The organism is Kitasatospora sp. NBC_01539, from assembly GCF_045040525.1.
In the GTDB taxonomy this organism is placed as follows: domain Bacteria; phylum Actinomycetota; class Actinomycetes; order Streptomycetales; family Streptomycetaceae; genus Kitasatospora.
Genome location: NZ_CP109390.1, coordinates 1611281 through 1638241, shown reverse-complemented (window position 1 = coordinate 1638241; position 26961 = coordinate 1611281). Strand labels below are relative to the sequence as shown.

The window sequence follows — 26961 nt, the reverse complement described above, 5'->3', positions numbered from 1 at the left end:
CGGACCACCCATGGTTTACCTGCGCACCCTCCAGGGCCGCACCGAGCGGATCCGCGCGGGCGGAGGCCGCGTCACCGCCGACGACCGGACACCCGCCCGCCGGGCCGCCGGGGACGGCGGACCCGGCCGTACGGGCCGCACCGGCGGCGCCCGCGGACCTGCCGGGCACGCGGCGGGCGGGGCCGACGCGGCGTTCGCCCGTCCCCGCCCGCGCCCCGCCCGCGGGGTGGCCGCCGCCGCGGGCGTCGTCCTGCTGGCGATGGCCCTCAACGCGCTCTTCACGAACGACGCGTTCCGCTGGGAGGTCGTCGCCAAGTACGTCACCGCCGACGCGATCCTCTCCGGACTCCTCACCACCCTGTGGCTCACCGCCGTCGCCTTCGCCGGCGGCTTCGCCCTCGGCACCGGGATCGCCGTGATGCGGCTGTCGGGCAACCCGGTCCTCGTGACGCTGAGCTGGGGCTACACCTGGCTGTTCCGGTCCGTGCCGATGCTCGTCCAACTGCTCTTCTGGTACAACATCTCGCTGCTGTACCCGAGGCTGTCCCTGGGCATCCCGTTCGGCCCGGCGTTCACCGACTTCTCCACCGAACAGATGATCAGCGGCCTCACCGCCGCGATCATCGGGCTCGTCCTGCACGAGGCGGGACAGCTCGCCGAGATCGTCCGGGCCGGGATCCTCTCCGTGAGCCGCGACCAGACCGAGGCCGCGGAGGCCCTGGGCCTCGGCGCCGGCCGGATCTTCCGCCGGATCGTGCTGCCGCAGGCCATGCCCGCGATCCTGCCGCCCGCGGGCAGCCAGATCATCGGCCTGCTCAAGGGCACGTCCATCGTCAGCGTCATCGCCGTCCAGGACCTCCTGTACGCGACACAGCTGATCTACAACCGCAACTACCTGGTCATCCCGCTGCTGCTGGTGGCCACCCTCTGGTATCTGCTGCTGACCACGCTGCTCAGCGCCGTCCAGCACGTCGTCGAACGCCGCTACGCCACGGGAGCCAGAGGATGATCGAGGCAGTGGGTGTCCGCAAGGCGTTCGGCGCGCTGACCGTGCTGGACGGCGTCTCGCTCAGCGTCCCCGAGTCGACCGTCACCTGTGTCATCGGCCCGTCCGGCTCCGGGAAGAGCACCCTCCTGCGGTGCGTCAACCGGCTCGAACGCATCGACGCCGGACGCATCGTCGTCGACGGCGAACTCGTCGGCCACGAGTGGCGCCGCGGCCGGCTCTACGAACGGTCGCGCCGAGCCGTCGCACGCCAGCGCACCCGTACCGGCATGGTCTTCCAGAACTTCCGGCTCTTCCCGCACATGTCGGTGCTCGACAACGTCACCGAGGCCCCGCGCGCCCTCCTCGGCGTGAAGCGGGCCGCGGCCGAGGAACGGGCCGGGGAACTCCTCGCCCGGGTCGGACTCACCGGCAAGGAGGCCTCCCGCCCGCACCAGCTCTCCGGAGGCGAGCAGCAGCGCGCCGCGATCGCGCGGGCCCTCGCCATGGAGCCGCGGGCGATGCTCTTCGACGAGCCGACCAGCGCACTCGACCCCGAACTCACCGGGGACGTGCTGCAGGCGATCCGGGAACTCGCCGACGGCGGGATGACGATGATCGTCGTCACGCACGAGATGCGGTTCGCCCGGGAGATCGCCGACCAGGTCGTCTTCATGGACAACGGCCGGGTCGTCGAGACCGGCCCGCCCGCCGAGGTCTTCGACGCCCCGCGCAACGAGCGCACGGCGCGCTTCCTGACCCGCACCTGACCCGCACCTGAACCGCATCCGGCCCGCGCCGTCCCCGCTGTGTCGGGGAACCCCGCCGCCACGCCCGCGCGCGGCCCGGGAGCGTGCCCCGCGCGCACCCCGTTCCACCCGTTCCCACCAGCTCGATCAGCTCGATCCGGCTCAACCGTGCCAAGGAGAAACCATGCCCGACACCCCGGTCGCGAACCGCACGTCCCCGCACGGAGGCCGGGTACGCCGCCTGCGGCTCGCCCCGCCCGCCGCCGCGGCGACCCTGCTCACCCTGCTCCTCGCGGCCTGCGGCTCCGGGACGGAGAAGATCCCCGAGGACACCAGAGCCGCCGACCTCGGCCGTGAGGACGTCGTCTCCGCGGTGCAGAAGGACACCGCCCTCGCCGCGAAGCTGCCCGCGGAGCTGCGCGCATCCGGGGTGCTGCGCATCGGGTCCGGCATCGGGGTGGTGCCCATCGCGTTCAGCCCGGAGGACGGCGGCCCGCCGCGCGGGCTCGACATCGACGTCTCCGAGGCCGTCGCGCGGCTGCTCGGCCTCAAGGTGGAGCGTACGCACGTCAGCGGGGCCACCCTCATCACGGGCCTGAACGCCGGCCGCTACGAGCTCGGCACCGCCAACCTCGGCGTCACCGAGGAACGCAAGCAGGCCATCGACTTCGTGCTCTACAAGACCGACGGCACCGGCTTCGCGGTGCGCAAGGACAGCACGCTGCAGAAGGTCGACGACCTGACGCAGCTGTGCGGCCTGAAGGTCGGCACGGGTACCGGCACCTCCTACGAGGCCGACCTCGCGAAGGCGACCAAGCAGTGCGCGGCCCAGGGCAGGCCGCCGATCACCGTCAACACCTACTCCGACGCCGCCGCGCACTTCCTCGCACTGCGCCAGGGGCACGTGGACCTGCTGATGACGACCTCCAGCGTGCTGCGCTACGCGGCGACCCAGCAGCCGGACCTGCGCTACCTCAACGAGCTGGAGCGCAAGAACGTCGGCCTCGCCGTCAAGAAGGGATCCCCGCTCGCGGAGCCCCTGAAGGACGCCGTGAACCTGCTCATCAAGGACGGCACGTACACCAGGATCCTGACGAAGTGGGGAGTGAAGGAGTCGGCCGTCCCGGCGTCGGTCGTCAACCCGCCGACCAGGCCCTGACCGCCGACGGGGCCGCCCCGGACCGGCCCCGGCCTCCCGCGACCGCGAGGGAGGCCGGGGCCGGTGGCGGTTTCGGTGGCGATGGCGAGGGCCGGTGCCGACGGGTGTGCGGGTGCCGTGGCGGTGGCCGGTGCGCCCGGCGCGTCACCTGTCGGCGTCCGGCGGCCAGGTCCGCGCCCGCCAGGTGATCGCGGGCACGTCCGGCACCGCGAGGGCCGCGTGGAGACCCGCCGGGACCGGCAGGGAGTGCACGCGCCAGCCCGCGGGCGTGCGGGCCGTGCGCGCGGACTCCGGGCGGGTCTCGATACGGCGCAGGTCCGTCGCGATCCCCGTGCCCATGGCCTTGGCGACCGCCTCCTTGCGGGTCCAGCAGCGGAACAGCAGCGCGGGTCCGGACGAGGCGACGAGCCGGGACTCGTGCGCCGAGAGGGCCCTGCGGGCGATCGCGTCGACGTCCACCGGCCTCTGCCGCTCCACGTCGACGCCCACGGGGAAGCCGGGCGCCACCGCCACCGTCCAGTGCGGGCCCGAACGGGACAGGCTGAACGTCGTGGGGACGGGCGGGTCGAGCAGGGCCGGCGGCCCGTGCTCCCGGCTGCCGCAGTGCGGGCAGGCGGACCTGCCGATGCGCAGCGACCCGGGGGCGGAACCGGTCCGCTCGGCGAGGATGCGCCGCAGCGCCGCGTGCGCCGAGGCCCAGCGGCGGGCGGCGAGGGGCCGTCGGATGCGGCGCATGCGTGCGAGCTCGGCTCCGGACAGCAGAGCCGTCTCCGGGGCCGGGCCGTCGTCCGCGACGCGGCCCGTCCACACCGTCACCCCGAGGCTCACGTGACCGCCGCCCCCGGGTTCTCACCCGTGAACTCCACGACCGCGCAGCTCCACGTGAAGCCGGCGCCGACGCCGAAGACCAGGCCCAGCTCCCCGGAGCGCACCAGGCCCGACCCGCCGAGGAGGGCGAGACCCGCGAACTGGTCGCCGGCCCCCAGGTGTCCCACCGAACGGCCCCACGGCCAGGTGGTCCTCTCCTCGGGGATGTTCCAGCGCCGCAGGAAGGCCGAGTTGAGCCTGCCCCGGCCGAAGTTCGGCAGGACGAACCAGGAGATCCCGTCGAGCGTGCAGTCCGCCTCGGCGAGCGCCCGCTTCAGCGTCTCGTCCTGCCCGGAGGTGATCCGGGCGACACTGTACGACCGGCCGGTGTCCTCGACGAACGCCTTCTGCAGCAGCCCCAGGTCGATGGGCCGGCGGACGGCGAACGGCACCGGCGAGAAGGGGTCGCGGCCCCGGTGCATCTGTTCCAGATCGGGGTCGGACACCGTCACGAGGCTGCGCAGCCGCGCGAAGCCCCCGGCCCCCCGGCCCAGGACGAGCGCGGTGCCGGCGTCGCCGTACACCGTGCCGGGGTCGCCGCGCCAGCGGTCGAAGCCGGGCGCGCCGAACACGTCACCCGTCGTCAGCAGCGCCGCCGTGCGGCCGGACGAACCGGCGAGATAGCCGGACGCGAGGTCCAGGGCCGCCATGCCGCCGTTGGACAGCTGCCGGATCTCGATCGCGGGGCACCGGTTGCCGACCGCGCACCGCTGGACGTACGAGGCGGCGGCCCAGAGGTCGTGCCCCTGGTACTGGACGGTCGCGTGCAGCAGCAGATCGATGTCGGCGGGATGCGTCCCCGTACGCTCCAGCACCGCGCGGGCCGCGCCGACCGCGAGCTCCGGCGCGGAGGAGCCCGCCGACACGGCGACGGAGGAGATGCCGGTCCGGGCCACGGTGCGTTCGTCGCACAGCCCGTCCCGCAGCGCCTCCTCCGCGCTGCAGCTGTCCTCCAGGTGCAGGACCGCTCCGGCGATGTACAGGTCGTCGAACCTCATTCCCGATGCCCTTTCACCGGCCCTGTCAGGACTGCCCCGTGGACGCCGACGGCCGCCGGTCCAGGGGGTGCCCGGTCCGGCGGCCCTCGAACGACCGCGGTGTGCCGGGGCGACGGGTCGCGTGCCTCCGGCTGGGATCCACCGTCCGGCCCGCCGGTGGACGAGCGGTCCAGAGCGACTGGAGAGCCACGGCCCGTCCCCGGCCGCGCACACCCGACGGCGGCTCGGGCGCGCGCGGGCCCCTGTGCCCGCGGTCGACCGAGGCTCCAGGCGTGGCGCGGAGCATGGCGGGACCGAGGAGAGGAGACCCGCCGTGACCGACCCGCCACCGGCCGCCCTGCTGTTTCCCGGGCAGGGCGCGCAGCAGCCCGGCATGGGCGTCGGCCTGTACCGCGCCCACCCGGGCTTCCGGACCCGCATGGACGAGGTCCTGGAGCTCTGGCGCCCGCACGGCTTCGACCTGCGCGCCGACTGGCTCGCCGCCCGCGGCGGCCCCGGGGACGACGCCGTGCGTGTCGCTCAGCCGCTGCTGTTCTCGCTGGGCTGGGCCGTCGGCCGCACGGTCCTCGACGCCGGGGTGCGGCCCGTCGCCCTGCTCGGCCACAGCGTCGGCGAGGTCGCCGCCGCCACCCTGGCCGGCGTCTTCGACCTGTCCGACGCGGTGGCCGTGATGGCGGACCGGATCGCCCGGATCGACGGCACCCCGCCGGGCGGCATGCTGGCCGTCCTGGCCGCCCCCGGCGACCTCGCCCCGTACACGACGGACGAGGTCGTCGTCGGCGCCGTCAACGCGCCGCGCCAGCTGCTGCTGTCGGGCCCGGAACCGGCCCTGGGCCGCGTCGAGGAGCGGCTGCGCGCCGACGGCTTCACCTGCCGCAGGGCCCGCGCGCTCAACCCCTTCCACAGCCCCGTGCTCACCGCGGCGGCCCTGCGTGCGCTGCCGCTGCTCGCGGCGGTGACGATCCGTCCGCCGGGGCTGCCGCTGCACTCCGCGTACGCACCCGGCCTGCTGACCCCCGAGCACCTCCACGACCTGCGGTTCTGGGCGCTCCAGCCGGCCCGCCCGGTGCTCTTCGGGCCGGCGCTGGACGCGCTGCTCGCCGAGCGTGACGTGGTGCTCGCGGAGGCGGGCCCCGGACAGGGCCTCACCGCGCTCGCCCGACGCCACCCCCGGGTCGCGAAGGGCGGCTCCCGGGTGGCGGCCCTGCTGCCCGCCCGGCCCGGCGCACCGGAGGCCGAGCGGGCGGTCTTCGAGAGGGCGATCGCGGAGCTCGCCGGCGCGCCCGCCGCCGTACCGGGGCGGCCGCCGGCCGCCGAACCGCACGTGCCCGGCCGGTCCGGTGAGCCCACCGGACCGGTGTCCAGGCCGATTCGAGCCGGTCTCCAGAACGGCTTGACACGGTCGCGGTCGGGGACCGGAGTGCCGGTCCCCGCCGACAGCGAGTGAGGATGCCCATGGAACGACGCGTCGTCATAACCGGCATCGGTGCGGTGGCGCCCGGGGGAACAGGGATCAAGCAGTACTGGGATCTGCTGTCGACCGGGCGGACGGCCACCCGCACGATCTCCCTTTTCGATGCCTCCCCGTACCGCTCCCGCGTCGCGGCCGAGGTGGCCTTCGACCCGGCGGCGGCCGGGCTGTCCCCGCAGGAGCAGCGCCGGCTCGACCGGGCGGGCCAGTTCGCGCTGGTCGCCGCGCGGGAGGCGATCGCCGACTCCGGCCTCGACCTCGCGGACCCGCTCGCGGTGACCACCGGGGTGTCGCTGGGCTGCGCGGTCGGCTGCACCACGTCGATGGAGAACGAGTACGTCGTGCTCAGCGACGGCGGCGCCCGGTGGCTCGTCGACCACGCGTACGCGGTGCCCCGGCTCTACGACCACTTCGTGCCGAGCTCGCTGGCCGCCGAACTCGCCCGCGAGGTCGGGGCCAGGGGGCCCGTGTCGCTCGTCTCGGACGGCTGCACCTCGGGCCTCGACGCCATCGGCCACGGTGCCGACCTGATCCGCGAGGGCAGTGCGGACGTCGTCGTCGCGGGCGGCACCGAGGCGCCGATCTCGCCGATCACGCTCGCCTGCTTCGACGCCATCAAGGCCACCACGCCCCGCAACGACGACCCGGAGCACGCCTCCCGCCCCTTCGACAACACGCGCAACGGACTCGTCCTCGGCGAGGGGGCGGCGGTGCTGGTCCTGGAGGAACTGGAGCACGCACGGCGCCGCGGTGCCCGGATCCACGCGGAGGTCGCCGGGTTCGGCACCCGGAGCAACGCGTACCACATGACCGGTCTGCGCGCGGACGGCGCCGAGATGGCCGAGGCGATCCGGGTCGCGCTCGCCGAGGCGCGGCTCGTGCCCGAGCAGATCGACTACGTCAACGCGCACGGCTCCAGCACCCGGCAGAACGACCGGCACGAGACCGCCGCGTTCAAGACGTCGCTCGGCGAGCACGCCCGCCGGGTGCCCGTCAGCTCCATCAAGTCGATGATCGGGCACTCGCTCGGCGCCATCGGGGCACTCGAACTCGTCGCGTGCGTCCTCGCGATGGAGCACGGCGTGATCCCGCCGACGGCGAACCTGCACGAGCCCGACCCGCTGTGCGACCTCGACTACGTGCCGAACACCGCGAGGGAGGCCCGCGTCGACTCCGTCCTGAGCGTCGGCAGCGGCTTCGGCGGCTTCCAGAGCGCCGTCGTCCTCGCCCGTCCCGAAAGGAGCCTCGCATGACGGACACCGCCACCCGTCCCGTGATCACCGGCATCGGCGTCGCCGCGCCCACGGGGCTTGGCGCCCGCGCGCACTGGTCGGCCACCGTGGAGGGCACGAGCGGCATCGGGGAGATCACCCGCTTCGACGCCTCCGGCTACCCGGTGCGGCTCGCCGGCCAGGTGCCCGGCTTCGAGGCCGCCGAGCACATCCCGAGCCGCCTGCTGCCGCAGACCGACCACATGACCAGGCTCGCCCTGTACGCCGCCGACGAGGCGCTGAAGGACAGCGGCCTCGACCTCGCCGCGCTGTCCCCGTACGAGGCGGGGGTCGCCTCGGCCTCGTCGATGGGCGGCTTCGAATTCGGCCAGCGCGAACTGCAGAACCTGTGGAGCAGGGGCGGCCGGTTCGTCAGCGCGTACCAGTCGTTCGCCTGGTTCTACGCCGTCAACACCGGTCAGATCTCGATCCGGCACGGGCTGAAGGGCCCCAGCAGCGCCGTCGTCACCGACCAGGCGGGCGGCCTCGACGCGATCGGGCACGCCCGGCGGCAGATCCGCAAGGGCACGAAGGTCATGCTCGCGGGCGGCGTCGACGGGGCGCTGTGCCCGCTCGGCCTGGCCGGGCAGCTCGCCTCCGGCCGGCTGAGCACCGCGGACCGCCCCGACCGCGCCTACCTGCCCTTCGACGAGGCCGCGTCCGGCCACGTGCCGGGCGAGGGCGGTGCCTACGTCGTCCTGGAGCACCCGGCGGACGCCGAGCGGCGGGGAGCGCACGTGTACGGCGAACTCGCCGGGTACGCGGCCACGTTCGACCCCGACCCGGGCGCCCCGGACGCCGACGGCCTGCAGCGTGCGATCCGGGCCGCCCTGGCGGACGCGGCCCTGGAACCGGCCGACATCGCCGTCGTGTTCGCGGACGCCGCGGGCGCACCCGCCGCGGACCGCGCCGAAGCCGCCGCGCTCGCCGCGGTGTTCGGCGCCCGCGGGGTGCCGGTCGCCGCACCGAAGGCGCAGACCGGCCGTCTCTTCGCGGGGGGAGCGACGCTCGACCTGGTCTCCGCGCTGCTCGCGCTGCGGGACGGCAGTGTCCCGCCGACCGCGCACGTCACGGCGGTCGCCGCGGACTGCCCCGTCGACCTGGTGACCGGCGGGCCCCGCCGGATCACCGGCGGCGGGGCCCTGGTCCTGGCCCGCGGGGAAGGGGGTTTCAACGCGGCCGCGGTCGTCACGGTCGTGGCCCCGGCCACCTCGACGGCCGGACCGACGACCTGACCCCCACGGCCTGACCCACGGCCGGACCCATGACCCGATCCCGACGACCTGATCCCGACGACCTGACCCCGGGGCCGATCCGGCCCCGGCGTCCGCCGCGGATCGGCACCGGAACGAACGAGAGGAAGGAACCCCTGCCATGAGCGCGAACGAGGCCACGGCTCTGAGCATCGACGAGTTCACCCGCATCCTGCGCGAGTCCGCGGGCGAGGACGAGGCGGTCGACCTGAGCGGCGACATCGCGGACGTGCCGTTCACGGACCTCGGCTACGACTCCCTCGCCCTGCTGGAAGTGGGCGGCCGCATCGCCCGCGACTTCGGGGTCGACCTCCCCGACGAGGACCTCGACGGCGTGGAGACCCCGAGGGCCTTCGTCGACCTGGTCAACGCGGTCCTGTCGGCCCGCTGAACGACACGTGCGGAGGGCGGGACCCGGATCTCCGGGTCCCGCCCTCCGCACGTCCGCCCCGGCGTCAGCGGGAGTCGTCCCGCTCCGCGGCCTCCTTGGCCAGGACGAGGGTGGCCGTGCTGTTCCTGCCGAGGGCGCCGCGGACGAGCTCACGGGCCGTGTCGAGCGTGGCGTCCGGCCCCAGCAGCTCCCGGACGCGCTCGGGACGCAGCACGACGGTGTGGTGCGAGGTGGCGCGCACGCCGTCCCCGTTCGGCCTGACCGTCCAGCGGCCGGTGTGCGCGGCCATCAGCGGCGGCACCTGGACCTGCTTGTAGACGAGCCGGTCCGGTGTGAAGCCGACCCGGACCGACTTCGTCGTGTGCACGGAACCGTCGGCGGCACGGGTGTCCATCTCCACCGTCTGCAGGTTCTCGCCGGGCTCGGTGAGCACGAGCCGGTCGACGTGCGGAAGCCGCTCCTCCCACAGGCCGGCCTGCCAGAGGAAGTCGAAGACCTTCTCCGGGGGGCCCGCGACGTCGACGTGGTCGGAGAACGACAGCAGCGTCCCCGGTTCGGCGGCCAGCGACTCGGCCGCCGCCTTCAGGGCGGCCAGTTCGGAGCCGCTGTTGGTGTCGACGGCGCGTTCCACCCACGCGCGTGCCGCCGGATCGTCGTCGACGACGGTGAAGTCGTGCAGCAGGACGACACGGCTGCCCCCCGGTGCGGCCTCGACGATCCACTCGCCGCCCATCGAGGCGACCGGGGCGGACGAGACCTCCTGGCGGAACGTCACCCGCAGCGCCTCCGGATCCAGCGTGCGGCGTGAGGTCCACGACCGCACCTCGCCGTTCGCGAACGCCCAGATCTGCAGCCGCTCCGACCGGACGCCCTCCTCCAGCGTCTCCACGTGCACGGTGGGCGGGAAGAGGTGCGGCCAGTCCTCCGCCCTCGCCACGAGGCCGTAGACGGCCTCGGGGGCGGCCGCCACATCGATCGCGTGCTCCGTCCTGACGACGCCTGAGTCCGACACGCCGTACCCCTCTCCTAGATGTCGCCACGAGTGTGCGGACCGGCGCTCCAGCGGTGGTCGAGACCGGCTCCAACGGCCTGGTGACCGGCGGTGCCTCCGTCGTACCGCGACGGCCGGTCACCCGGTGGGCGGCCCGGTCCGCGGGAGTGCCCGACCGGGCGTGGGGCGCCGCCCGGCGACCGGCGCGCCCGCCCCGCGGTCGAGGAGGGTTCTTTCGTCCGGCGCGCGGACCGGCGTGGCCGGGATCAGCCGGCGGCAGCGGTGACGACGGTCGTCAGGAGCTGGGCGGCGGTGTCGGCGACGGCCGCGCGGCCCGCCGCCAGGTAGCGCCGCGGGTCGACGACCCGCGGGTCGGCGTCGAGGTGCGCGCGGATCGCGCCGGTCATCGCGATGCTCAGCGCGGTGCCGATGTTGACCTTGCTGATGCCGCCGGCGACGGCCCGCCGCAGCTCGTCGTCGCCGACGCCGGAGGAGCCGTGCAGGACGAGGGGGACCGGGACCGCCTCGTGGAGCGCGGCGAGCCGGGCGTGGTCCAGCCGGGCGTCCCGCGAGGTCATCGCGTGGGAACTGCCGATCGCCACGGCGAGTGCGTCCACCCCGGTCTCCTCGACGAACCGCCCGGCCTCACCGGGGTCGGTGCGGGCACCGGGGGCGTGGGCGTCCAGGGGACCGGCGCCGTCCTTGCCGCCGACCTCGCCGAGCTCGGCCTCCAGCCACAGGCCGTGGGCGTGCGCCCACCGGGCGGCCTCCCGGGTGACGGCGACGTTCTGCCCGTAGGGCAGGTGCGCGGCGTCGAACATGACGGAGCTGAACCCGCAGTCGGCGGCCTGGTGGAGCAGCGCCTCGCTCCGCACGTGGTCGAGGTGCAGCGCCACGGGCACCGCGGCGGCGTGCGCGGCGCTCACGGCGGCGGTGGCGATCGCGTGCAGGCGGCCCGCCCGGAACTTCACGGCGTTCTCGCTCACCTGGAGGACGACGGGCTCGCCGACGGCTTCGGCGGCGGAGATGACGGCTTCGACGTGTTCCAGGGTGATGACGTTGAACGCGGCGACCGCGCCGCGCCGGGCGACGGCGTCGGCGACGAGTGCGCCGGTGGGGCTGAGAGGCATCGTGGTCCCTTGCTCGTGAGGGTGGTGGGTCAGGCGGGGACGACCCGCCCGCGCGCGGGCCGCACCGACTCGCCGTAGACGTCCGCCCGGTGGCTCGTGTGCGGCCGCAGCGACGGGAGGGTGCAGGTGGTGTCGGGCGCCGGGTCGGGCGTGACGGTGACGATCACGGCCGGGGTCAGGCGTCGGCGAGGATCACGGATCGCGTCAGGTTGCGCGGCCGGTCCGGGTCGAGGCCCTTGGCCTCGGCGACCGCCACGGCGAGGCGGTGCACCCGCACCAGCTCGGCCAGCGGGTCGAGCGCGCCCGCCACCCAGCGCGCACCGGTCGCCTGTATCTGCCGGGCCAGCCCGGCCGGCGCCTCGCCGAGCATCCAGGTCACGGTGGTGGGCGCCGCGATGCTGATCGGCCCGTGCCGGTACTCCATGGCGGGGTACGCCTCGGTCCAGGCGAGGGCCGCCTCGCGCATCTTCAGTCCGGCCTCGTTGGCCAGGCCGACGGTCCAGCCGCGCCCGAGGAACGTGAACTGGGTGCGGTCGACCAGCCCGGCGGGCAGCGGCTCGGCCAGGGCGCGCCGTCCGTCCTGCTCGACCGCCTCGGTGTGCAGGCCCAGGTGCGCGCGCAGGAGCGTCAGGGCGGTGGTGGCGAACCGGGTCTGGACGACCGACCGCTCGTCGGCGAAGTCCAGCACGACGAGGTCGTCGGCCAGGGACCTCACGGGAGTGTTCGGGTCCGCGGTGACGGCGACCGTCCGGACCGTGCCCCGCAGGGCCGCGACCACGTCCAGGACCTCGGTCGTGGTGCCCGACCGGGTCAGTGCGATCACCCGGTCGTAGGCGCGGGCCGACGGGAACTCGGAGGCGGCGAACGCGTCGGTCACCCCCTGCCCGCCCGACTCCCGCAGCGCGGCGTACGCCTGGCCCATGTACAGGGACGTCCCGCAGCCGACGATCGCGACCCGCTCGCCGTGCGCGGGGAGGACGTCCTGCCGGGTCGCCGCGAGGGCCGCCGCGCGGCGCCAGCAGTCCGGCTGGCTGGCGATCTCGGTCTCGACGTACGTCATGCAGGGCCTCCATGGTGACTGCTTGATCGAATCTGATGCTTGATTGCGCTATTCAATCATCTGTGAGCATTCATGGATAGCCGCCGGTGCTCGAACGTGTCGCGGCGCGCCTCCGTGGAGGTCGAAGCGGGGCGGGGCGGGTGGCCGCCCCGGGTTCGGGCCGGAGCGGACCGGCGGGCGGGGCGTGGCGGCGGTGCCGGGTACGGCGGCGGCGCCGGGTGCGGCGGGGGGTTCCCGGCCGTCCGGCCGCCGACCGCGGGATGCCTGCGGTGCCGGCGGATTCGACGCGTCCGGGGGTGTCGGCCGCCCGGCTCCGATCCGCGCCCGGCCTCGGGGGAGCCGGACCCGCCTCTGCGCACCTGATCGAACATGATGACATATAGCTCATTCGATCAAAAAGGAGCACATAGTCTGGCGGTTCCGTCACCTTGTCCGCGATACGCTTCACATGCCGACACGACACGTAAGGAGAGGCCATGGGGACGCACGAGAGGTGGACGCGTCTGCTGGAGATCCTCGGGGACAAGGGACGGATCGAGGTCGGCGAGGCCGTCGAGCTGCTCAAGGTCTCCGCGGCGACCGTGCGTCGCGACATGGACGAGCTCGCCAACCAGCAGCTGCTGGTGCGCACCCGTGGCGGCGCGGTGCTGAGCGGTGTCGCGTACGACCTGCCGCTCCGCTACAAGACCGCGCGCCGTGCGGACGAGAAACTGAGGATCGCGAAGGCCGCCGCCGCGCTGATCCCGCCCGGTGCGGTGGTCGGCCTCAACGGCGGCACCACCACGTCGGAGGTCGCACGCGAGCTCGCGACCCGTGCCGACCTGGCGGAGCACACCGGCGGCACGGCGCTGACCGTCGTCACCAACGCGATCAACATCGCCAACGAGCTGGCCGTCCGGCCGTACGTGAAGACCGTGGTCACCGGGGGAGTGGCCCGCCCGAACTCCTACGAGCTGACCGGCCCGATGGCCACCATGGTGCTCCAGGGCATCGCGCTGGACTTCGCCATCCTGGGCGTCAACGCCGTCGACCCCAAGAACGGCGCCGCCACCCACGACGAGGGCGAGGCCAGCGCCAACCGCGCCATGGCGCTGCGGGCGGACAAGGTGATCGTCGTCGCCGACGCGACGAAGATCGGCCGCCGCGCCTTCGCCCAGGTCTGCGCCGTCCACGAGTTCTCCGTCCTCGTCACCGACAAGGACGCCCCGGACGAGGTCATCGAGCAGTTCGTCGCCCAGGGCACGGAGGTCCACTGCGTGTGACCCCGGGTCCGCGCAGCCCGCCGGCACGAGGCCGGCGACCCCACGAGCCGGACGGCCACCGGCCCGCCCCCGCCCTGCCCCGACACCGCCGGCCGCAGAACCACCCCCGAACGGAGACGGCATGAGGACCGCACCACAGCCGCTGCTGCTGCCGGACGGCTCGCCCGCCGCGCACGCCTGGACGCTGGATCCCGCCCTGAAGCACCTCAACCACGGGTCCTTCGGCGCCGTCCCGCGGGCGGCACAGCAGGAACAGCAGCGGCTGCGCACCGAGATGGAGCGCGCACCGGTGCTCTGGTTCCCGGGCCTGGCGCAGCGCGTCGCGGCCGCCCGGGCGACGGTCGCCGACTTCCTGCGGGTCGACGCGGCCGATCTCGCCCTCGTGCCCAACGCCAGCGGTGGGGCCAGCGTCGTCTACGGCAACCTGCCGGCCCGGCCCGGCGGGGAGATCCTCGTGACCGACCACGGCTACGGCGCGGTCACCATGGGCGCCGAACGGCTGGCCCGCCGCTGGGGCGGCAGCGTGCGGACGGCACGGGTACCGCTCGACGCCACCGCCGAGCAGGCCTGCGCCGCGGTGCTCGCCGGCATCACCGACCGGACCGCGCTGATCGTCCTCGACCACATCACCTCGGCGACCGCCCGCTGGATGCCCGTCGCGCAGATCGGTGCGGCCGCCCGCGCGCGGGACATCCCGCTCCTGGTCGACGGCGCCCACGTGCCGGGCCTGGCCGAGGACCCCCTGGCCGGGCTGGAGTTCGACGCCTGGGTGGGCAACCTGCACAAGTTCGGCTGCGCCCCGCGCGGCGCCTCGGCGCTGGTGGTCCGCAGCGAACTCCGGCACGAGCTCCACCCGTTGATCGACTCCTGGGGGGCCGGGGAGCCCTTCCCCGAACGCTTCGACACCCAGGGCACGCTCGATGCCACCGGCTACCTCGCCGCCCCCGCCGCACTGGACTTCGTCGAACAGACCTGGGGATGGAAGGCCGCCCGCGGCTACATGCACGACCTGGCCGACTACGCCGAGCGGATCGTCGGCGAGGCCTTCGCGGAGCTGACCGGCGAGTGTGCCGCGGTCGACGTCGGCATGCCGGTGAACGCCCTGCGGCTGGTCCGGCTCCCCGCCGGCCTGGCGGGCACCCGCGCCGAGGCAGACGCCCTGCGCGACCGGTTCGCGGCGGAGCTCGGTGTCGAAGCCGCCTTCACCAGCTTCGGCGGTGTCGGCTACGTCCGGCTGTCGACCCACGTCTACAACACCGCGGCCGACTTCGAGCACTTCGCCGAGCACTGCGTACCCGTGCTCGGCGCGTGGGCGCGCACCGCCCGCAGCGGCGCGTAGCGCGGCCGGGGCCCGGGACGCCGTGTCGGACGAAGCCGGTCCGGCGGAACCCGGCACTGTATTCTGTGCCCCGCACACCCTGGAGGCACACCATGGCGGAGCCCGAGCCCCGCGCCGTCATCACCGTCCAGGAGCGGCTGCGCGACCAGGTCGCGCACGCGCTGCGCGCGGCCCTGATCTCCGGCGAGCTGCGCCCCGGGGTCGTGTACTCGGCGCCCGCGCTCGCCGTCGACTTCGGGGTCTCCGCCACCCCGGTCCGCGAGGCGATGCTCGACCTCACCCGTGAGGGCCTGGTCGAGGCCGTCCGCAACAAGGGTTTCCGGGTCACCGAGCTCAGTGACCGCGATCTCGACGAGTTCACCGAGATCCGGGCGCTGATCGAGGTCCCCACCGTCGGGCGGGTCACCCGGACGGCCACCCGCGAGCAGCTGGAGGCGCTGGGCGGCGCGGCCGCGGCGATCGTCGTCGCCGCCCGGGCCCGCGACCTGATCGCCTGTCTGGAGGCCGACCGGCGTTTCCACCTCGGACTGATCGCCCTGGCCGGGAACGCCCGACTGGTGGAGACCGTCGGCGAGCTGCGCAAGCGCTCCCGGTTGTACGGCCTCCGGCGGCTCGACCGGCGCGGTGAACTGGTGCGTTCGGCCGAGGAGCACCTCGAACTCCTCGATCTGATGATCGCGGGCGACGCCGAGGCCGCCGAGGCGTGCATGGCCCGTCATCTCGGCCACGTCCGCTCGCTCCGGGCGACCGGCCCGGACGACGGGGACGAGGACGGCACCCGGTAGCCGTCCGCCCGCGCCGGATGCTTCCGCCCCCGACCCTTCCCGACCCTTCCCGAGCCGCCGTCGACGCCGTCCACGGCCGCGATCACGTGCGCTCGCCTGCTTGCCGGTCACCGATTCGGGCGGCTTCGCGCAGCGCCGGGGAAGCCGGGGTGCGGGGCCGTGGTGCGCGGTGCGCGTGCGGAGGAGGGGGCCTACCGTCGTCGGGGGGACCCGAGGAGTGGGAGGACGCCATGCCGGAGCAGAAGATCACCACCTTCCTGTGGTTCGACGACCAGGCCGAGGAGGCGGCGCGGTTCTACACCTCGCTGTTCCCGGGATCCCGGATCACCGAGGTGCAGCGGTACGGGGAGGTGGGTCCCGGCGAGGCGGGCTCGGTGATGACGGTGGCGTTCGAGCTCGCCGGGCAGCAGTACGTCGCGCTCAACGGCGGCCCGTTGTTCCCGTTCACCGAGGCGGTCTCGCTCCAGGTCGGCTGCGACGACCAGGCGGAGGTCGACCGGCTCTGGGCCGCTCTCACCGACGGCGGGCAGGAGAGCGACTGCGGCTGGCTGAAGGACCGCTACGGGCTGTCCTGGCAGATCACCCCCCGGCGGCTGATCGAGCTGCTCGGCGCCCCTGACCGGGTCGGGGCCCAGCGGGTGATGCGGGCGATGCTGCAGATGCGGAAGATCGACATCCGAGTGCTGGAGGACGCCTACGCCGACGGCGGCGGGACGGGCGCGTCCTCGTAGGGCGCGTCACCGCCCGCGCCCGGCGGCCCGCGCTCCCGCCCGGTGACGCCGCCGCGGGCGCGGGGCCGGTACCGACAGGCCGAGCCGCGGGCCCGGGGTGTGCCGGGCCCGTTGCCTACGGGACGACCGCGCGGCCTTCGCCGCCGGTCTCCCTGATGTGCCGCGCGAGCAGCGGAACGTCCACCGGGCGGGTCGTGTCGACGTGGTGCACCGGCCCGAGGCCCAGTGGTCCGGCCGTGCGGCTCCACGACTCCCACTGCTCGTCGGAATCCGGGTGGCCGTCGAGGTGCACGGGGTGCCTGCTCGCGGCCCGCGCGGCGAAACGGTGCCGCACGACCTCCAACGGCACGTCGCACCAGACCTCCTGGACCTCGGCCACACCGGCTCGGGCAAGTCCCGCGATCGCGAACTTCCGTGCACGGCCCGGCCACGGGCTCTCCAGCACGGCGCCGTCGGGCGCGTGCGCCAGCAGCGTCCACAGCGTCTCCGCCGCGGCGCGGCCCAGGTCGTTGCTCCACTCGCGTGCGGTGGTGCCGGCCGCGGGTTCCACCCCGAGCACGTCGGCCAGGGTCTCCTTGATCGAGTCCTTGCTGAACAGCGGCAGTCCCAACTCCTGGGCCAGGGCCCGAGCGAGGGTGGTCTTCCCCGCGGCCGGAAGTCCGTTCACCAGTACGGTCACCATGCGGCGATCGTAGACCGCACGGCACGAACGACCTCGGCGTGAACGGCTTCAGCGCGAACGGCATCCGCGCGAACGGCGGCCCGACGGCACCGGGAACGGTCGGCACGACCGCTGCACCGAGCGGCGGAACCCGGCGTCCGTGCCGGCGTCAGCGGGTCGGAGCGGCCGGTGTCTGCTCGACGAGGGTGGCGGTGGCGCGGTCGAGGAACTCGCAGAACCGGCGGTGCTCGTCGGCGTCGAAGCGCTCGGTCAGGGCGCGTTCCAGCACGATGATCTCCTGGTAGGCGCGGTCGAGCAGGCCGCGGCCGGTGTCGGTGAGGGTGGTGATCATGACCTTCGCGTGGGTCGCGGAGGCGTTGCGGTCGATGAGCCCCTTGGTCTGCATGCCGTTCAGGACGGTGGCCATGCTCTGCTGGGAGACGCCGCAGGCGCGGGCGAGCTGGGCGCCGGAGCGGCCGTCCGTGCGGGAGAGGGCGAGGAGCGCCGCGTACTGGGTCATGGTCAGCCCGTAGGTGCGCAGCACCGCTTCGTGGTGGGCCATCAGCGCCTGCTCGGCGCGGCGGATGCGCGTGCACAGGTATTCCTCGACGGGCACCTCGGCCATGTCTCAACCTTCTTACTTGACTCAACTATCTGATACTCACTACGGTCGTCAGTATCAGGTTACTGAGTCGACGCAGAAAGTTGAATGCCATGAAGGCTGTTGTCCTGGGTGCCGACGACCACTTCCGCCTGACCGAGGTCGCCGAGCCGGTGCCCGGGCCCGGCGAGGTGGCCGTCCGGGTCGCCTACGCGGGAGTGCAGTGGGGTGACGTGCTGGTGCGGGACGGGCACTTCCCCGTCCCGCGACCGTTCGTGCCCGGCTTCGAGGCGGCCGGCCGGATCGCCGCGGTCGGCGACGGTGTGGACGGGAGCCGCATCGGCGAGCAGGTCGTCGCGCTCGTCGGCGGGGGCGGCTACGCGCAGGTCGTGGTGGTGCCGGCCGCACTCGCGATCGGCGCGGAGAACGTCGACCCGCGGACCGCGGCCGGAGCCGGGTGGGTCGCCCCGACCGCCTACGACCTGATCAACACCGTCACCGGGACCGGCCCCGGGGACAGCGTGCTGATCCACGCCGCATCCGGCGGGGTCGGCACCCTGGCGGCGCAGTTCGCCGCCGCCTCGGGGGCCCGGCGCATCGTCGGCGTGGCCGGCAGCGCCGACCGGGCCGACTACGCCCGCCGGTTCGGGTACGACCGGGTGCTGGCCCGTCAGGAGTTCCCCGGAGCCCTCGGCGAGGAGACCTTCGACGTGATCCTCGACCCCGTCGGGGGCGCGACCCGGCTCGCGAACCTGGCACACCTGGCACCGCACGGCCGACTCGCGGTCTACGGCAACATCGCCACCTTCGAACCGGTCGCCGTCTCGACGAACGACCTGCTCATGAACGGGCAGTCCCTCATGACCTACAACAGCAACCTCCTGAGCCGCACCGCCCCCGCCCGGCTGGCCGCCGCCGCCACCCGCGCCCTGGCACTCGTGGCGAACGGCACGGTACGCGTCGACATCACCGCCGAGCACGAGCTCGCGGACGCGGGCACCGCCATCGACAACCTGGCGACCGGTGCCACCTGCGGGAAGAGCATCCTCCGCGTCCGGTGACCACGGCCACCGACCCCGCCCGGCAGGCCGATCCGGGCGGCGCCGGTCCCGACCGGTCGACGGGGGCGGTGTCCGGAGGCCGAGAGCCCGAACCGCGGTGCGGGTGCGGCATGATGGGCCGGTGGACTTCGAACAGTACCGGGGTGAGCTGGTGGCGTTCTGCTACCGGATGCTGGGTTCGTTCCACGAGGCCGAGGACCTGGTGCAGGAGACGATGCTGCGCGCCTGGAAGGCCCGTGACCGGTACGACCCGGCGCGGGCGTCGCTGCGGACCTGGCTCTACCGGATCGCGACCAACGTGTGCCTGACCGCGCTCGACGGCCGCGGGCTGCGGCCTTTGCCGTCCGGGCTGGGGGCGCCCGGCGACGACCTCGGGGCGCCGCTGGTGCCGGCACTCGACGTGCCCTGGATGGAGCCGTTCCCCGACGCGCGGTTCGACACGGAGGTGCGGGCCGACCTACGGCTCGCGTGGGTGGCGGCGGTGCAGGTGCTGCCGGCGCGGCAGCGGGCGGTGCTGGTGTTGCGTGAGGTGCTGGCGTTCTCCGCGGCCGAGGTCGCCGAGCAGTTGGGGACCACGGTCGCAGCGGTCAACAGCGCACTTCAGCGGGCGCGTTCGGCCCTCGCCCGGGTGGGGGACGCCGGTACGGTCACCGAGCCGGACGATCCCGAGGTGCGGGCCGTGGTGCAGCGGTACGTGCGGGCGTTCGAGGCGGCGGACGTGCCCGCGCTGGTGCGGCTGCTGGCCGACGACGCGGTCCTGGAGATGCCGCCGGTGCCGCTGTGGTACCGCGGCCGCCGCGACTACGGCCTGTTCCTGGAGCGGGTGTTCCGGCTGCGGGGGACGGGCTGGGCCGTGCGGGAGCTCACCGCCAACGGGCAGCCCGCGCTCGCCGCTTACGCACCGGAGCCCGGCGGTGGACACCGGCTGCACAGCCTGCAGGTCCTCACCGTCGCGGCGGGCCGGGTCGCGTGCAACGTCGTGTTCACCGACCCGCGCGTCCTCGACGCCTTCGGGCTGCCCGGCGGGCCTCCCGCCGGCGAGGTGCGCCGGGCGCGGTGAGCACCGGCGGTGCCCACCGGTGCCCTGGCGCACGGGCCTCCTGCCGTCCGGGTGTTCCGGCCCGGGCGCGGCGCGTGGTGCCACGTGGTGCCGCCCCGCCCTCACGGTCGGGGTGGGACTCCGCCGCGGAGTGCGTCGAACAGTCGCTCGGTGCGTGCGCGGTGGTCGTCCACCACGGCGTCCGGCGGCTCTCCCGCGGTGAGGCGGCGGGCGGTCTCCACCAGCACGGTGCTGTAGCCGGCGACGAAGAAGGCGGCGAGCAGGGTCCCGTCGCCCTCGAAGGCCGGATCGTGGGTGAGTTCCTCGGTGAGGGTCCGCTGGAGGTCGGCGGCGATCTCCCGTGCGCGGGCGATCAGTGCGGGTGACGCCGCGACGGTCCGGAAGAAGGGGGCGGATCGGCCGTCGACGCCCGAGAGCGGGTGGCGGGTGTCGACGAGGCGGAGGACCGCCTCGCGCAGGGACGCCTGCACGTCGACGCCCGGGGCGCGGTCGTGCACCGCCGAGCGCAGGAGTTCGACCGCGTCGACCGAGCGGTCCAGGAAGAGGTCCTCCTTGCGCGGGAAGTGCTTGAAGACCGTCACGCTCGACACGCCGGCCTCCCGTGCGACCTCGGCGACGGTGACCGCGTCGAACCCGCGTTCGAGGAACAGTCGCGTCGCGGCCTGCGAGATCTTCGCGCGCGTCTGGGGCCCGCCCCGCTCTCCGGTCCTGGGCATCCGATCTCACTTCCTTGTGTAACTAAACTTAGTCACGTAACTTAGTGGCATGTCCTACGAACAGACCACGGTCATTGTCGCCGGGGCGGCTGCCGCCGCCGTACGCGCCGCCCCGGCCGCCGCCGTACGCGCCGCCCCGACTGCCCCCGCCGATGTGACCGACCGCCGCGGGCAGCCGGCCCCGGCGCGGGACCACGACGCGAAGGGAGCGCCCGGTGTCTGAGGAAACGGCAGGTCGGCCCCCTGGTTCCCCCCGATTGCTGCGGGAGGCGTGGGTGGCCCTGGCGGGACTCTCCGCGGTGTTCCTCTTCGAGATGCTCGACAACTCGATCCTCAACGTCGCACTGCCCACGATCGGACGCGAACTGCACGCCTCGACGACCGAGCTGCAGTGGGCGACGGGTGCGTACGCGGTCGTCTTCGGCGGGCTGATGCTCGCGTTCGGTGCCGTGGCCGACCGGTTCGGCCGGCGACGGATCATGCTCGTCGGGCTCGTCCTGCTCGGCGCGGCGAGCCTGGCGACCGCCCTCGTCTCCACCGCGGAGCAACTGATCGCCGTCCGCGTGGCGCTGGGGGTCGCCGCCGCCATGACGACACCGGGATCGATGGCGCTGGCCTTCCGGCTGTTCGACGAGGACGGCCTCCGCGTCCGTGCGACCACCCTCATCACGACCGTCGGGCTGGTCGGCCTCGCGATCGGCCCGACCGTGGGCGGCTTCGTGCTCGTGGTCGCGCCGTGGCAGGTCCTGCTGCTGGTGAACGTGCCGATCGCGGTGCTCGCGATCATCGGCGTGCGGTTCGGCATCGCGCCGGACCTCGCGGCTGACCTCCACCGCGACCCGGTCGACGTCGCCGGCGCGGTGCTGGTCACCGCGACGATCGTGCCGGCGCTCGTCGCACCGACGCTGTTCGTCGACGAGGGCGCCGGATCGTGGGTCCCGTGGGCGGCCACGGCGGCCGCCGGGCTGGGGGCGGTCCTCTTCGTCCTCCGCGAGCGTTCGGCACGCCACCCGCTCCTCGACCTCGCCCTCGTCGCGCACCCCCTGGTGTCGAGCGGCCTGGCGTTCAAGGCCGCGGCCGGGCTGGCGACCGCCGGCCTCGGCTACCTGGCGACGCTGCAACTGCAGCTCGACTGGGGATGGACCCCCGGCCTCGCCGCCGTGGGCATGCTGCCGCAGGTCGTCGTCCTCGTCGCGGGCGGCGCGTTCGTGGGCCCGTTCGTGCGACGGGTCGGGCTCGACCGGGCCGCCTGGCTCAGCGCCGCGGCGGTCGTGCTCGGACTCGCCGTCTACGGCCTGCTGAGCCGCTACGGATACGTGTGGGTCGCCGTCGCCCTCGTGCTCGTCGCCGCCGGGATGCGCGTGGTCGGCGTCGTCGCCGGGGTCAACGTGCTCCGCGGCCTGCCGAAGAACCGGACCACGATCGGCGCCGCCCTCGTCGACACGGCCACCGAGGTCACCTCCGGCGTCGGCATCGCCGTCACCGGCACCGTCCTCGCGGCGCTGTTCACCGGCACCGTCGCCACGTCGAACTGGACCCCGCAGCAGACCACGGAGTTCCGGGACGCCGTCACGATCGCGGGCCTCGCCCTCACCGCCGTCGCCGCGGCACTCGTCGGCTGGGGGATCGCCCGCGCCCGGCGCGGCGCGAACGGCCGGGCGAACGCACCCGCCGCCGCCGGGACGGTCCCCGAGCCCGCCTGACACCCACCTGACAGTGCGCCACGAAGGCTGCGGGGAACGGCGCGCGGCTCCCGTCCGCCACCGGGTGTGAGGCCCGCCACGGCGGGGCAGGCGCCGAACGTCGGAGACGGTCACGCGGTGGCGGCGGAGGTGGCGACGGATGATGTCGGCTCGGGAACGGCAGGTACTGGCGGAGATCGAACGCGAGTTGGGCCGGGACAGGCGCCTGGCCCGCCGGCTCGCCCGGGGCGTGGCCCCGTGGTGGCGGCGGACGGGCGGGTTGGCCGCCGCCGCGGCCGTGCTCGTCGCGGTGGGGGCGGCGGCCGCAGTGGTGGGTGCGACGACCCACGTCCCGGCCATGTGGTGGGTGCTCGCCGTGGCGAGCACCGCGGCCGCGGGCTGCGTGGTGGGCTGTGCGCTCGTCACCTACCCGCCGAGCACCGCGGAGCGCGGAACCGGCGGAACCGGCGCGGCGCGGTCCGCGCAGGGGAGCGCGAAGGAGATCCGGGGCGTCCTGCGCTCCCGGTGGCTGCACCCGTAGCCCGTACGGGCGGAGGAGCGCAGCCGTACGGCCACCTCGGCGGCCCCGCTCGCGGGGGTGCGGCGGGCGCTGGTGCCGCGGCCGGTGTACCTGGACGCGATGGTCACCTGTCGCCGCGTCAACAGCCGGGGCACGAGCACCGCCGTCGAGGTCAGCCTCACCGCCCCCTGACACCAGGCCCCCTGACACCGCGCCGGACCGGACGCGGGGACGGGCCGCCCCCGCTGCGGCGCCGTCACCGTCCGTCCGTCCGTCCGGCCCGTCGTCCCTCTGCCCCTCCGCGGGCCGGAGGTCCCCGTGCACCGGGACCTCCGACCCGGGATCCGCACCGCCCGGCCCGGTATTCTGGGCGGTGAGCACGCATGCGCCGCGGGTCCTCCGACCGTCGGCTTCGCGTGCCGCGCCCGTCGCCCGGGATCGCGATCCGCCCCGGTGCTGCGGGTCCGCCGTCGTGCGCCGCTGCCCCGGGGACGGGAGAGGGAGGACATCGCGTGAGGAACTCCGACTGGGCCACGAGCAGCTTCTACCGCTGGCTGCCGGTCGCCGCGATGTGCGCGGTCGTCCTGGCGGACCACATGACCTGGCAGGACACCTCCCTGCTGCCGCTCTTCGCGGTCGGACCGGCCCTCGCCGCGGCAGCCGGCCCCCGCCTCCGGGTCGCCTCCGCCACCGCGATCGCCGTCGGCCTGTGCGCCGTCACGGCCGTCCAGCACGACCGGTTCGGCAGCACCCGGTTCCTGGTGGCGCTCACCGCGATCGTCGTCGTCGCGGTCGCCTCCTGGTTCGTGGCGACGCTGCGCCTGCGCACCGAGAAGGAACTCACCGACGTCAGAGCGGTCGCGGACACCGTGCAGCAGGTGCTGCTCGGCCCGGTGCCCGCACGGACGCGCGGCGGCAGGCTCGCGGTGTCGTACACCTCGGCGGCCAACGAGGCCAGGATCGGCGGGGACCTGTACGAGGCGCTGCCGCTCGCGGACGGCAGCGTGCGGATCATCGTGGCCGACGTCCAGGGCAAGGGCCTTCCCGCGGTCCGTACGACCGCGGTCGTCCTCGCGGCGTTCCGCGAGGCCGCGCCCTACGCCGACGGCCTCGACGACGTGGGCCGGCGCATCGAACGGGCCCTGGGCCGGCGTACCGAGAACGACCGCTTCGTGACCGCCGTCCTCGCCGAGATCGCGGCCGACGGGTCCGTCGAGCTCCTGAACCACGGACACCCCGCGCCGCTGGTCCGCCGCGGCGACGGACTGCTGGAGACGGCCGAACCGCACCGCCCCGGCCCGCCCCTGGGCCTCGACGGCCTGACGGACACCGGGCCCGGCCGCCACCGGACCACCCTGGAGGCTGGCGACCGGATCCTCTTCCACACGGACGGCCTCACCGAGGCACGCGACGCCGCGGGGGAGTTCTACCCGGTGCTCGACCGCGCCGGCGCCGCGCTGGCCGAACCCGACCCGGACGAGGCGCTCGCCGGTCTGCGGCGGGACGTCGCCCGCCACACCCGGGCCCCGCTGACCGACGACTCCGCGTTCCTCCTCTACCAGCACGCCCCTCCCGTACGGGCACCGCGTCCGGCAGGCCACCCGCGGGCGGAGCGGGTGGCCTGAGCCCGCGGCCCGCAGGTACGCGGGCTGCACCAGCGCCCGGGTCCGGGCCGGACGGCTGCGGGTGACCGTCACGGCGCCCGACGAGCTGTGGCCCACCGCTTCCGCACTGCGACTCGCCCGCCCGGGCGGCGACGCGTGGGGCGACACGCGCCCCGCGCAGGCCGGGGGTGGTTCGGGCCGGGGGCGGTTCAGGTCGGGAGTGCCTGTTCGGCCCAGATGGTCTTGCCGCTGACGCCGTACCGGCTGCCCCACCGGCCGGCGAGCTGGGCGATCAGGAAGAGCCCGCGGCCGCCCTCGTCGGTGGTGCGGGCACGGCGCAGCCGGGGCTGGGTGTTGCTGGGGTCGCTGACCTCGCAGACGAGCACGGTGTCGCGGATGAGGCGCAGCCCGACGGGGCCGCCGGCGTAGCGGATGGCGTTGGTGACGAGCTCGCTGACGATCAGTTCGGTGGTGAAGGCGAGTTCGTCCAGGTCCCACTCGGCGAGTTTCACGGCGGCGACGGACCGGGCGGTGGCGACCGCCGCGGGGTCGGCCGGGAACTCCCAGTGGGCGAGGGCCCCGGCCCTCAGGGCGTCGGTGCGTGCGAGCAGCAGGACGGTGTCGTCACGGACCGGCAGGTGCGCCCCTTCGGCGACGAGGGCGCGGCCCAGTGCGTTCAGGGACCGCTCGGAGCGGCGGAGGTCGGTCAGCCGGGTGGCGATGCGGTCGACGTCGCTGCCGTGGCGCGCGGTGAGGCCGTCGGTGTAGAGGGCGAGGAGGCTGCCGGGACGGAGGTCGACGGTGGTCGTCTCGAAGGGCAGGCCGCCCACGCCGAGCGGGGGGCCGGGGCGTACCGGCACCGGCGCGGCGACGCCGTCCGGGGCAGCGAGGAGCGGTGGCGGGTGGCCCGCGGAGGCCAGGGTGCACTGGCCGGCCACCGGGTCGTGGACCACCACCAGGCAGGTCGCGCCGATCGTGTCGCGGTGGGCCGGGTCGGCCTCGGCGGCGAGGCGGGCCACCAGGCCGTCGAGGTGGGTGAGCAGTTCGTCGGGGGCGAGTTCGAGGTCGGCGAGGGTCTGGACGGCGGTGCGGAGCCTGCCCATGGTGGCGGTGGCGTGCAGACCGTGGCCGGTGACGTCCCCGACGACCAGGGCCGTGCGCAGCGAGGGCAGGGCGATCACGTCGAACCAGTCGCCGCCGATCTCGGCGCCGCCCGCGGCGGGAAGGTAGTGGCCGGCGGTCTCCAGGGTGGCGGTGCGGGTGGTGGCGCGCGGGAGGAGGCGTTGCTGGAGGGCGGCGGCGGCGCGGTGCTCGCGGGTGTAGCGGCGGGCGTTGTCGACGGCGAGCGCGGCGTGCGCGGCGATCTCGGTCAGCAGCTCCGTGTCCCGCCGGTCGAACGGTTCGGGGCGCTCGGTGCGCCAGACGCCGGCGACGCCCAGCACCACGCCGCGGGCGAACAGCGGGGCGACGGCGAGGGAGTGTCCCGCGTCGGGTGCGGCCGCGCGGAGGAAGACGGGGTCGGTGAGTGCGCGCTCCAGGTCCGCCCGGTCGGCGACGACCGCGCGGCCCTCCTGGAACAGCCGGATCAGCGGGCTGTCGGGGAACGGGGGGATGACCGCTCCCTCCGGGAAGAGGTTCGCGGGCCAGTCGCCGTGCGCGGTGCGCACGGCGGCGCGGCGCAGGTGCAGGTCGCCTCCGCCGTGGGCCTTCGGCGGGTCGTCGCCGACCATTACGGGCTCGGCGAGGTCGATCCAGGCCAGGTCGCCGAAGGCGGGCACCAGGACGTCGGCGATGTCCTGGGCGGTCCTGCCGACATCCAGCGAACGTCCGATCGCGGTGGACACCCGGTGGCGCAGCTCCAGGCGGCGGGCCGCCTCGAAGTGCGCCGTGGCGTCGGTGAACATCACGGCGACCCCCGCGGGCCGGCCGCGGGCGTTCTCCAGCCGGAGGGCGGACACCGAGAACGACCACTCCTTGGCCGGGTTGCCGCGCGTGGTGGCCCGCAGCTCGCGGGCCACCACCGGCTCACCGGTCTCCAGCAGGTCGCGCAGGGCGGTCTCGGCCTTCACGGCGTCCTGCGCCTGCACCCCTTCGGGCAGGCGGCTGCCGGTCGCGAACGGCAGGCCCTCGAAGGCGGCGGCGTCGAGATTGCTGCGCACGATGGCGAGTTCGGTGTCACGCAGGACGAACCCGATGCCGTCCTGGGCCAGCAGGGCGCGCAGCAGGGCGGTTCCCTCCTCCGCCCGGGCGTCCCGGTCGGCGGCGACGGCCAGGACGAGGAAGCGGGCAGGGGATGCCGTGGGCAGGACGCGGTACCGGACGGCCACCGCCCGTCCCGACCCGCCGGTCAGCCGGGCCGTGCGGGTGCCGGGAGTGTCGCCCGCGGCGGGGAGGGCCGTGGGGCGCTCGGCCGGGTCGGCGAACAGCCGCAGGACCGAGCGGCCGCGGATCCCGCCGGCCGGGCGGTCCAGCAGGCCGGCGGCCGCCGGGGAGCACCACAGCACGACACCGCGGGCATCGACCAGGGCAGCCGCGACATCGGCGAGAACGCCGTCGTCGCTGGTGGAGAAGGCACTCATCGTGCTGCTCACCGCCTGTGGTGTCGTGCTTGCCG

Annotated in this window: 27 protein-coding genes; 17 read left to right on the top strand and 10 right to left on the bottom strand. The window is 74.8% G+C overall.

Annotated features, from left to right (window positions below; genetic code table 11):
• The first annotated feature begins 10 nt into the window (after positions 1-10).
• The 3 genes from OG335_RS06840 (at position 11) to OG335_RS06830 (ending at position 2893) form a co-directional block, all read left to right on the top strand.
• A complete protein-coding gene (locus OG335_RS06840; RefSeq protein ID WP_405010110.1) occupies positions 11-1009 on the top strand; it encodes an amino acid ABC transporter permease in 999 nt (332 codons plus the stop codon).
• Positions 1006-1755, top strand: coding sequence for an amino acid ABC transporter ATP-binding protein (locus OG335_RS06835; protein ID WP_405010109.1), 750 nt, complete (start codon positions 1006-1008; stop codon positions 1753-1755). Before OG335_RS06840 ends, OG335_RS06835 begins: the two co-directional genes overlap by 4 nt.
• 163 nt (positions 1756-1918) lie before the next feature.
• On the top strand, positions 1919-2893 hold the full coding sequence (locus OG335_RS06830) for an ABC transporter substrate-binding protein (RefSeq protein WP_405010108.1): 975 nt from the start codon (positions 1919-1921) through the stop codon (positions 2891-2893).
• Between the two features lie 144 nt (positions 2894-3037).
• Here OG335_RS06830 and OG335_RS06825 read toward each other — a convergent pair whose 3' ends face one another.
• Entirely contained in the window at positions 3038-3721 is a 684-nt protein-coding gene (locus tag OG335_RS06825) for a 4'-phosphopantetheinyl transferase family protein (protein ID WP_405010107.1), read from the bottom strand.
• Positions 3718-4758: a ketoacyl-ACP synthase III family protein gene (locus OG335_RS06820; protein WP_405010106.1), complete on the bottom strand. Its 1041-nt coding sequence runs from the start codon at positions 4756-4758 to the stop codon at positions 3718-3720. Before OG335_RS06820 ends, OG335_RS06825 begins: the two co-directional genes overlap by 4 nt.
• A gap of 313 nt (positions 4759-5071) precedes the next feature.
• Here OG335_RS06820 and OG335_RS06815 point away from each other — a divergent pair, with 313 nt between their 5' ends.
• The 4 genes from OG335_RS06815 (at position 5072) to OG335_RS06800 (ending at position 9144) form a co-directional block, all read left to right on the top strand.
• Positions 5072-6205, top strand: a complete 1134-nt coding sequence (locus tag OG335_RS06815; RefSeq protein ID WP_405010105.1) for an acyltransferase domain-containing protein — start codon at positions 5072-5074, stop codon at positions 6203-6205.
• Between the two features lie 8 nt (positions 6206-6213).
• Complete coding sequence (locus OG335_RS06810; protein WP_405010104.1) at positions 6214-7482, top strand: beta-ketoacyl-[acyl-carrier-protein] synthase family protein; 1269 nt, start codon at positions 6214-6216, stop codon at positions 7480-7482.
• Positions 7479-8735 carry a ketosynthase chain-length factor gene (locus tag OG335_RS06805; protein ID WP_405010103.1) on the top strand — a complete coding sequence of 419 codons (1257 nt, stop codon included), beginning with the start codon at positions 7479-7481 and terminating at the stop codon, positions 8733-8735. Before OG335_RS06810 ends, OG335_RS06805 begins: the two co-directional genes overlap by 4 nt.
• Positions 8736-8874: 139 nt before the next feature.
• Positions 8875-9144 carry an acyl carrier protein gene (locus OG335_RS06800; protein WP_405010102.1) on the top strand — a complete coding sequence of 90 codons (270 nt, stop codon included), beginning with the start codon at positions 8875-8877 and terminating at the stop codon, positions 9142-9144.
• Positions 9145-9208: 64 nt separating this feature from the next.
• Here OG335_RS06800 and OG335_RS06795 read toward each other — a convergent pair whose 3' ends face one another.
• The 4 genes from OG335_RS06795 to OG335_RS06780 all read right to left on the bottom strand — a co-directional run bounded on the left by OG335_RS06795 (position 9209) and on the right by OG335_RS06780 (position 12325).
• Positions 9209-10156 carry an aromatase/cyclase gene (locus OG335_RS06795; RefSeq protein ID WP_405010101.1) on the bottom strand — a complete coding sequence of 316 codons (948 nt, stop codon included), beginning with the start codon at positions 10154-10156 and terminating at the stop codon, positions 9209-9211.
• Positions 10157-10401: 245 nt separating this feature from the next.
• Positions 10402-11265, bottom strand: coding sequence for a ketose-bisphosphate aldolase (locus tag OG335_RS06790; RefSeq protein WP_405010100.1), 864 nt, complete (start codon positions 11263-11265; stop codon positions 10402-10404).
• Between the two features lie 29 nt (positions 11266-11294).
• Complete coding sequence (locus tag OG335_RS06785; RefSeq protein WP_405010099.1) at positions 11295-11432, bottom strand: hypothetical protein; 138 nt, start codon at positions 11430-11432, stop codon at positions 11295-11297.
• A gap of 8 nt (positions 11433-11440) precedes the next feature.
• The gene (locus OG335_RS06780) at positions 11441-12325 is read right to left on the bottom strand and encodes an SIS domain-containing protein (RefSeq protein ID WP_405010098.1); all 885 of its coding nucleotides are present in this window, start codon (positions 12323-12325) and stop codon (positions 11441-11443) included.
• Between the two features lie 476 nt (positions 12326-12801).
• On the opposite strand from OG335_RS06780, the gene OG335_RS06775 reads away from it, so the two are divergent.
• The 4 genes from OG335_RS06775 to OG335_RS06760 all read left to right on the top strand — a co-directional run bounded on the left by OG335_RS06775 (position 12802) and on the right by OG335_RS06760 (position 16442).
• On the top strand, positions 12802-13587 hold the full coding sequence (locus OG335_RS06775; RefSeq protein WP_405010097.1) for a DeoR/GlpR family DNA-binding transcription regulator: 786 nt from the start codon (positions 12802-12804) through the stop codon (positions 13585-13587).
• A gap of 121 nt (positions 13588-13708) precedes the next feature.
• On the top strand, positions 13709-14926 hold the full coding sequence (locus OG335_RS06770) for an aminotransferase class V-fold PLP-dependent enzyme (protein WP_405010096.1): 1218 nt from the start codon (positions 13709-13711) through the stop codon (positions 14924-14926).
• 92 nt (positions 14927-15018) lie between these two features.
• Positions 15019-15711 carry a GntR family transcriptional regulator gene (locus tag OG335_RS06765; protein WP_405010095.1) on the top strand — a complete coding sequence of 231 codons (693 nt, stop codon included), beginning with the start codon at positions 15019-15021 and terminating at the stop codon, positions 15709-15711.
• 230 nt (positions 15712-15941) lie between these two features.
• A complete protein-coding gene (locus OG335_RS06760; protein ID WP_405010094.1) occupies positions 15942-16442 on the top strand; it encodes a VOC family protein in 501 nt (166 codons plus the stop codon).
• A 115-nt stretch (positions 16443-16557) separates the two neighbouring features.
• On the opposite strand, the gene OG335_RS06755 is transcribed toward OG335_RS06760, so the two are convergent.
• Both OG335_RS06755 and OG335_RS06750 read right to left on the bottom strand, forming a co-directional pair.
• On the bottom strand, positions 16558-17124 hold the full coding sequence (locus OG335_RS06755) for an AAA family ATPase (RefSeq protein WP_405010093.1): 567 nt from the start codon (positions 17122-17124) through the stop codon (positions 16558-16560).
• 148 nt (positions 17125-17272) lie between these two features.
• Positions 17273-17728, bottom strand: coding sequence for a MarR family winged helix-turn-helix transcriptional regulator (locus OG335_RS06750; RefSeq protein WP_405010092.1), 456 nt, complete (start codon positions 17726-17728; stop codon positions 17273-17275).
• Positions 17729-17817: 89 nt separating this feature from the next.
• Here OG335_RS06750 and OG335_RS06745 point away from each other — a divergent pair, with 89 nt between their 5' ends.
• Positions 17818-18765, top strand: a complete 948-nt coding sequence (locus tag OG335_RS06745) for a zinc-binding alcohol dehydrogenase family protein (protein ID WP_405010091.1) — start codon at positions 17818-17820, stop codon at positions 18763-18765.
• Between the two features lie 103 nt (positions 18766-18868).
• Complete coding sequence (locus OG335_RS06740) at positions 18869-19825, top strand: sigma-70 family RNA polymerase sigma factor (RefSeq protein ID WP_405010090.1); 957 nt, start codon at positions 18869-18871, stop codon at positions 19823-19825.
• 101 nt (positions 19826-19926) lie between these two features.
• On the opposite strand, the gene OG335_RS06735 is transcribed toward OG335_RS06740, so the two are convergent.
• Complete coding sequence (locus OG335_RS06735) at positions 19927-20541, bottom strand: TetR/AcrR family transcriptional regulator (RefSeq protein ID WP_405010089.1); 615 nt, start codon at positions 20539-20541, stop codon at positions 19927-19929.
• 49 nt (positions 20542-20590) lie between these two features.
• Here OG335_RS06735 and OG335_RS06730 point away from each other — a divergent pair, with 49 nt between their 5' ends.
• The 4 genes from OG335_RS06730 to OG335_RS06715 all read left to right on the top strand — a co-directional run bounded on the left by OG335_RS06730 (position 20591) and on the right by OG335_RS06715 (position 24368).
• Positions 20591-20764 carry a hypothetical protein gene (locus OG335_RS06730; protein WP_405010088.1) on the top strand — a complete coding sequence of 58 codons (174 nt, stop codon included), beginning with the start codon at positions 20591-20593 and terminating at the stop codon, positions 20762-20764.
• 52 nt (positions 20765-20816) lie between these two features.
• Positions 20817-22244, top strand: coding sequence for an MFS transporter (locus OG335_RS06725; RefSeq protein WP_405010087.1), 1428 nt, complete (start codon positions 20817-20819; stop codon positions 22242-22244).
• A 142-nt stretch (positions 22245-22386) separates the two neighbouring features.
• Positions 22387-22764, top strand: a complete 378-nt coding sequence (locus OG335_RS06720) for a DUF3040 domain-containing protein (RefSeq protein ID WP_405010086.1) — start codon at positions 22387-22389, stop codon at positions 22762-22764.
• A gap of 491 nt (positions 22765-23255) precedes the next feature.
• Positions 23256-24368, top strand: coding sequence for a PP2C family protein-serine/threonine phosphatase (locus OG335_RS06715; protein WP_405010085.1), 1113 nt, complete (start codon positions 23256-23258; stop codon positions 24366-24368).
• A gap of 188 nt (positions 24369-24556) precedes the next feature.
• Here OG335_RS06715 and OG335_RS06710 read toward each other — a convergent pair whose 3' ends face one another.
• Complete coding sequence (locus OG335_RS06710; RefSeq protein ID WP_405015323.1) at positions 24557-26926, bottom strand: SpoIIE family protein phosphatase; 2370 nt, start codon at positions 26924-26926, stop codon at positions 24557-24559.
• Between the last annotated feature and the right edge of the window lie 35 nt (positions 26927-26961).

Bases quoted from the DNA above. Each gene is read 5' to 3' on its own strand.
- OG335_RS06840 (WP_405010110.1), top strand. From the start codon at position 11: ATGGTTTACCTGCGCACCCTCCAGGGCCGCACCGAGCGGATCCGCGCG.
- OG335_RS06835 (WP_405010109.1), top strand. From the start codon at position 1,006: ATGATCGAGGCAGTGGGTGTCCGCAAGGCGTTCGGCGCGCTGACCGTG.
- OG335_RS06830 (WP_405010108.1), top strand. From the start codon at position 1,919: ATGCCCGACACCCCGGTCGCGAACCGCACGTCCCCGCACGGAGGCCGG.
- OG335_RS06820 (WP_405010106.1), bottom strand. From the start codon at position 4,758: ATGAGGTTCGACGACCTGTACATCGCCGGAGCGGTCCTGCACCTGGAG.
- OG335_RS06810 (WP_405010104.1), top strand. From the start codon at position 6,214: ATGGAACGACGCGTCGTCATAACCGGCATCGGTGCGGTGGCGCCCGGG.
- OG335_RS06805 (WP_405010103.1), top strand. From the start codon at position 7,479: ATGACGGACACCGCCACCCGTCCCGTGATCACCGGCATCGGCGTCGCC.
- OG335_RS06800 (WP_405010102.1), top strand. From the start codon at position 8,875: ATGAGCGCGAACGAGGCCACGGCTCTGAGCATCGACGAGTTCACCCGC.
- OG335_RS06790 (WP_405010100.1), bottom strand. From the start codon at position 11,265: ATGCCTCTCAGCCCCACCGGCGCACTCGTCGCCGACGCCGTCGCCCGG.
- OG335_RS06780 (WP_405010098.1), bottom strand. From the start codon at position 12,325: ATGACGTACGTCGAGACCGAGATCGCCAGCCAGCCGGACTGCTGGCGC.
- OG335_RS06775 (WP_405010097.1), top strand. From the start codon at position 12,802: ATGGGGACGCACGAGAGGTGGACGCGTCTGCTGGAGATCCTCGGGGAC.
- OG335_RS06770 (WP_405010096.1), top strand. From the start codon at position 13,709: ATGAGGACCGCACCACAGCCGCTGCTGCTGCCGGACGGCTCGCCCGCC.
- OG335_RS06765 (WP_405010095.1), top strand. From the start codon at position 15,019: ATGGCGGAGCCCGAGCCCCGCGCCGTCATCACCGTCCAGGAGCGGCTG.
- OG335_RS06760 (WP_405010094.1), top strand. From the start codon at position 15,942: ATGCCGGAGCAGAAGATCACCACCTTCCTGTGGTTCGACGACCAGGCC.
- OG335_RS06755 (WP_405010093.1), bottom strand. From the start codon at position 17,124: ATGGTGACCGTACTGGTGAACGGACTTCCGGCCGCGGGGAAGACCACC.
- OG335_RS06750 (WP_405010092.1), bottom strand. From the start codon at position 17,728: ATGGCCGAGGTGCCCGTCGAGGAATACCTGTGCACGCGCATCCGCCGC.
- OG335_RS06745 (WP_405010091.1), top strand. From the start codon at position 17,818: ATGAAGGCTGTTGTCCTGGGTGCCGACGACCACTTCCGCCTGACCGAG.
- OG335_RS06735 (WP_405010089.1), bottom strand. From the start codon at position 20,541: ATGCCCAGGACCGGAGAGCGGGGCGGGCCCCAGACGCGCGCGAAGATC.
- OG335_RS06730 (WP_405010088.1), top strand. From the start codon at position 20,591: ATGTCCTACGAACAGACCACGGTCATTGTCGCCGGGGCGGCTGCCGCC.
- OG335_RS06720 (WP_405010086.1), top strand. From the start codon at position 22,387: ATGTCGGCTCGGGAACGGCAGGTACTGGCGGAGATCGAACGCGAGTTG.
- OG335_RS06710 (WP_405015323.1), bottom strand. From the start codon at position 26,926: ATGAGTGCCTTCTCCACCAGCGACGACGGCGTTCTCGCCGATGTCGCG.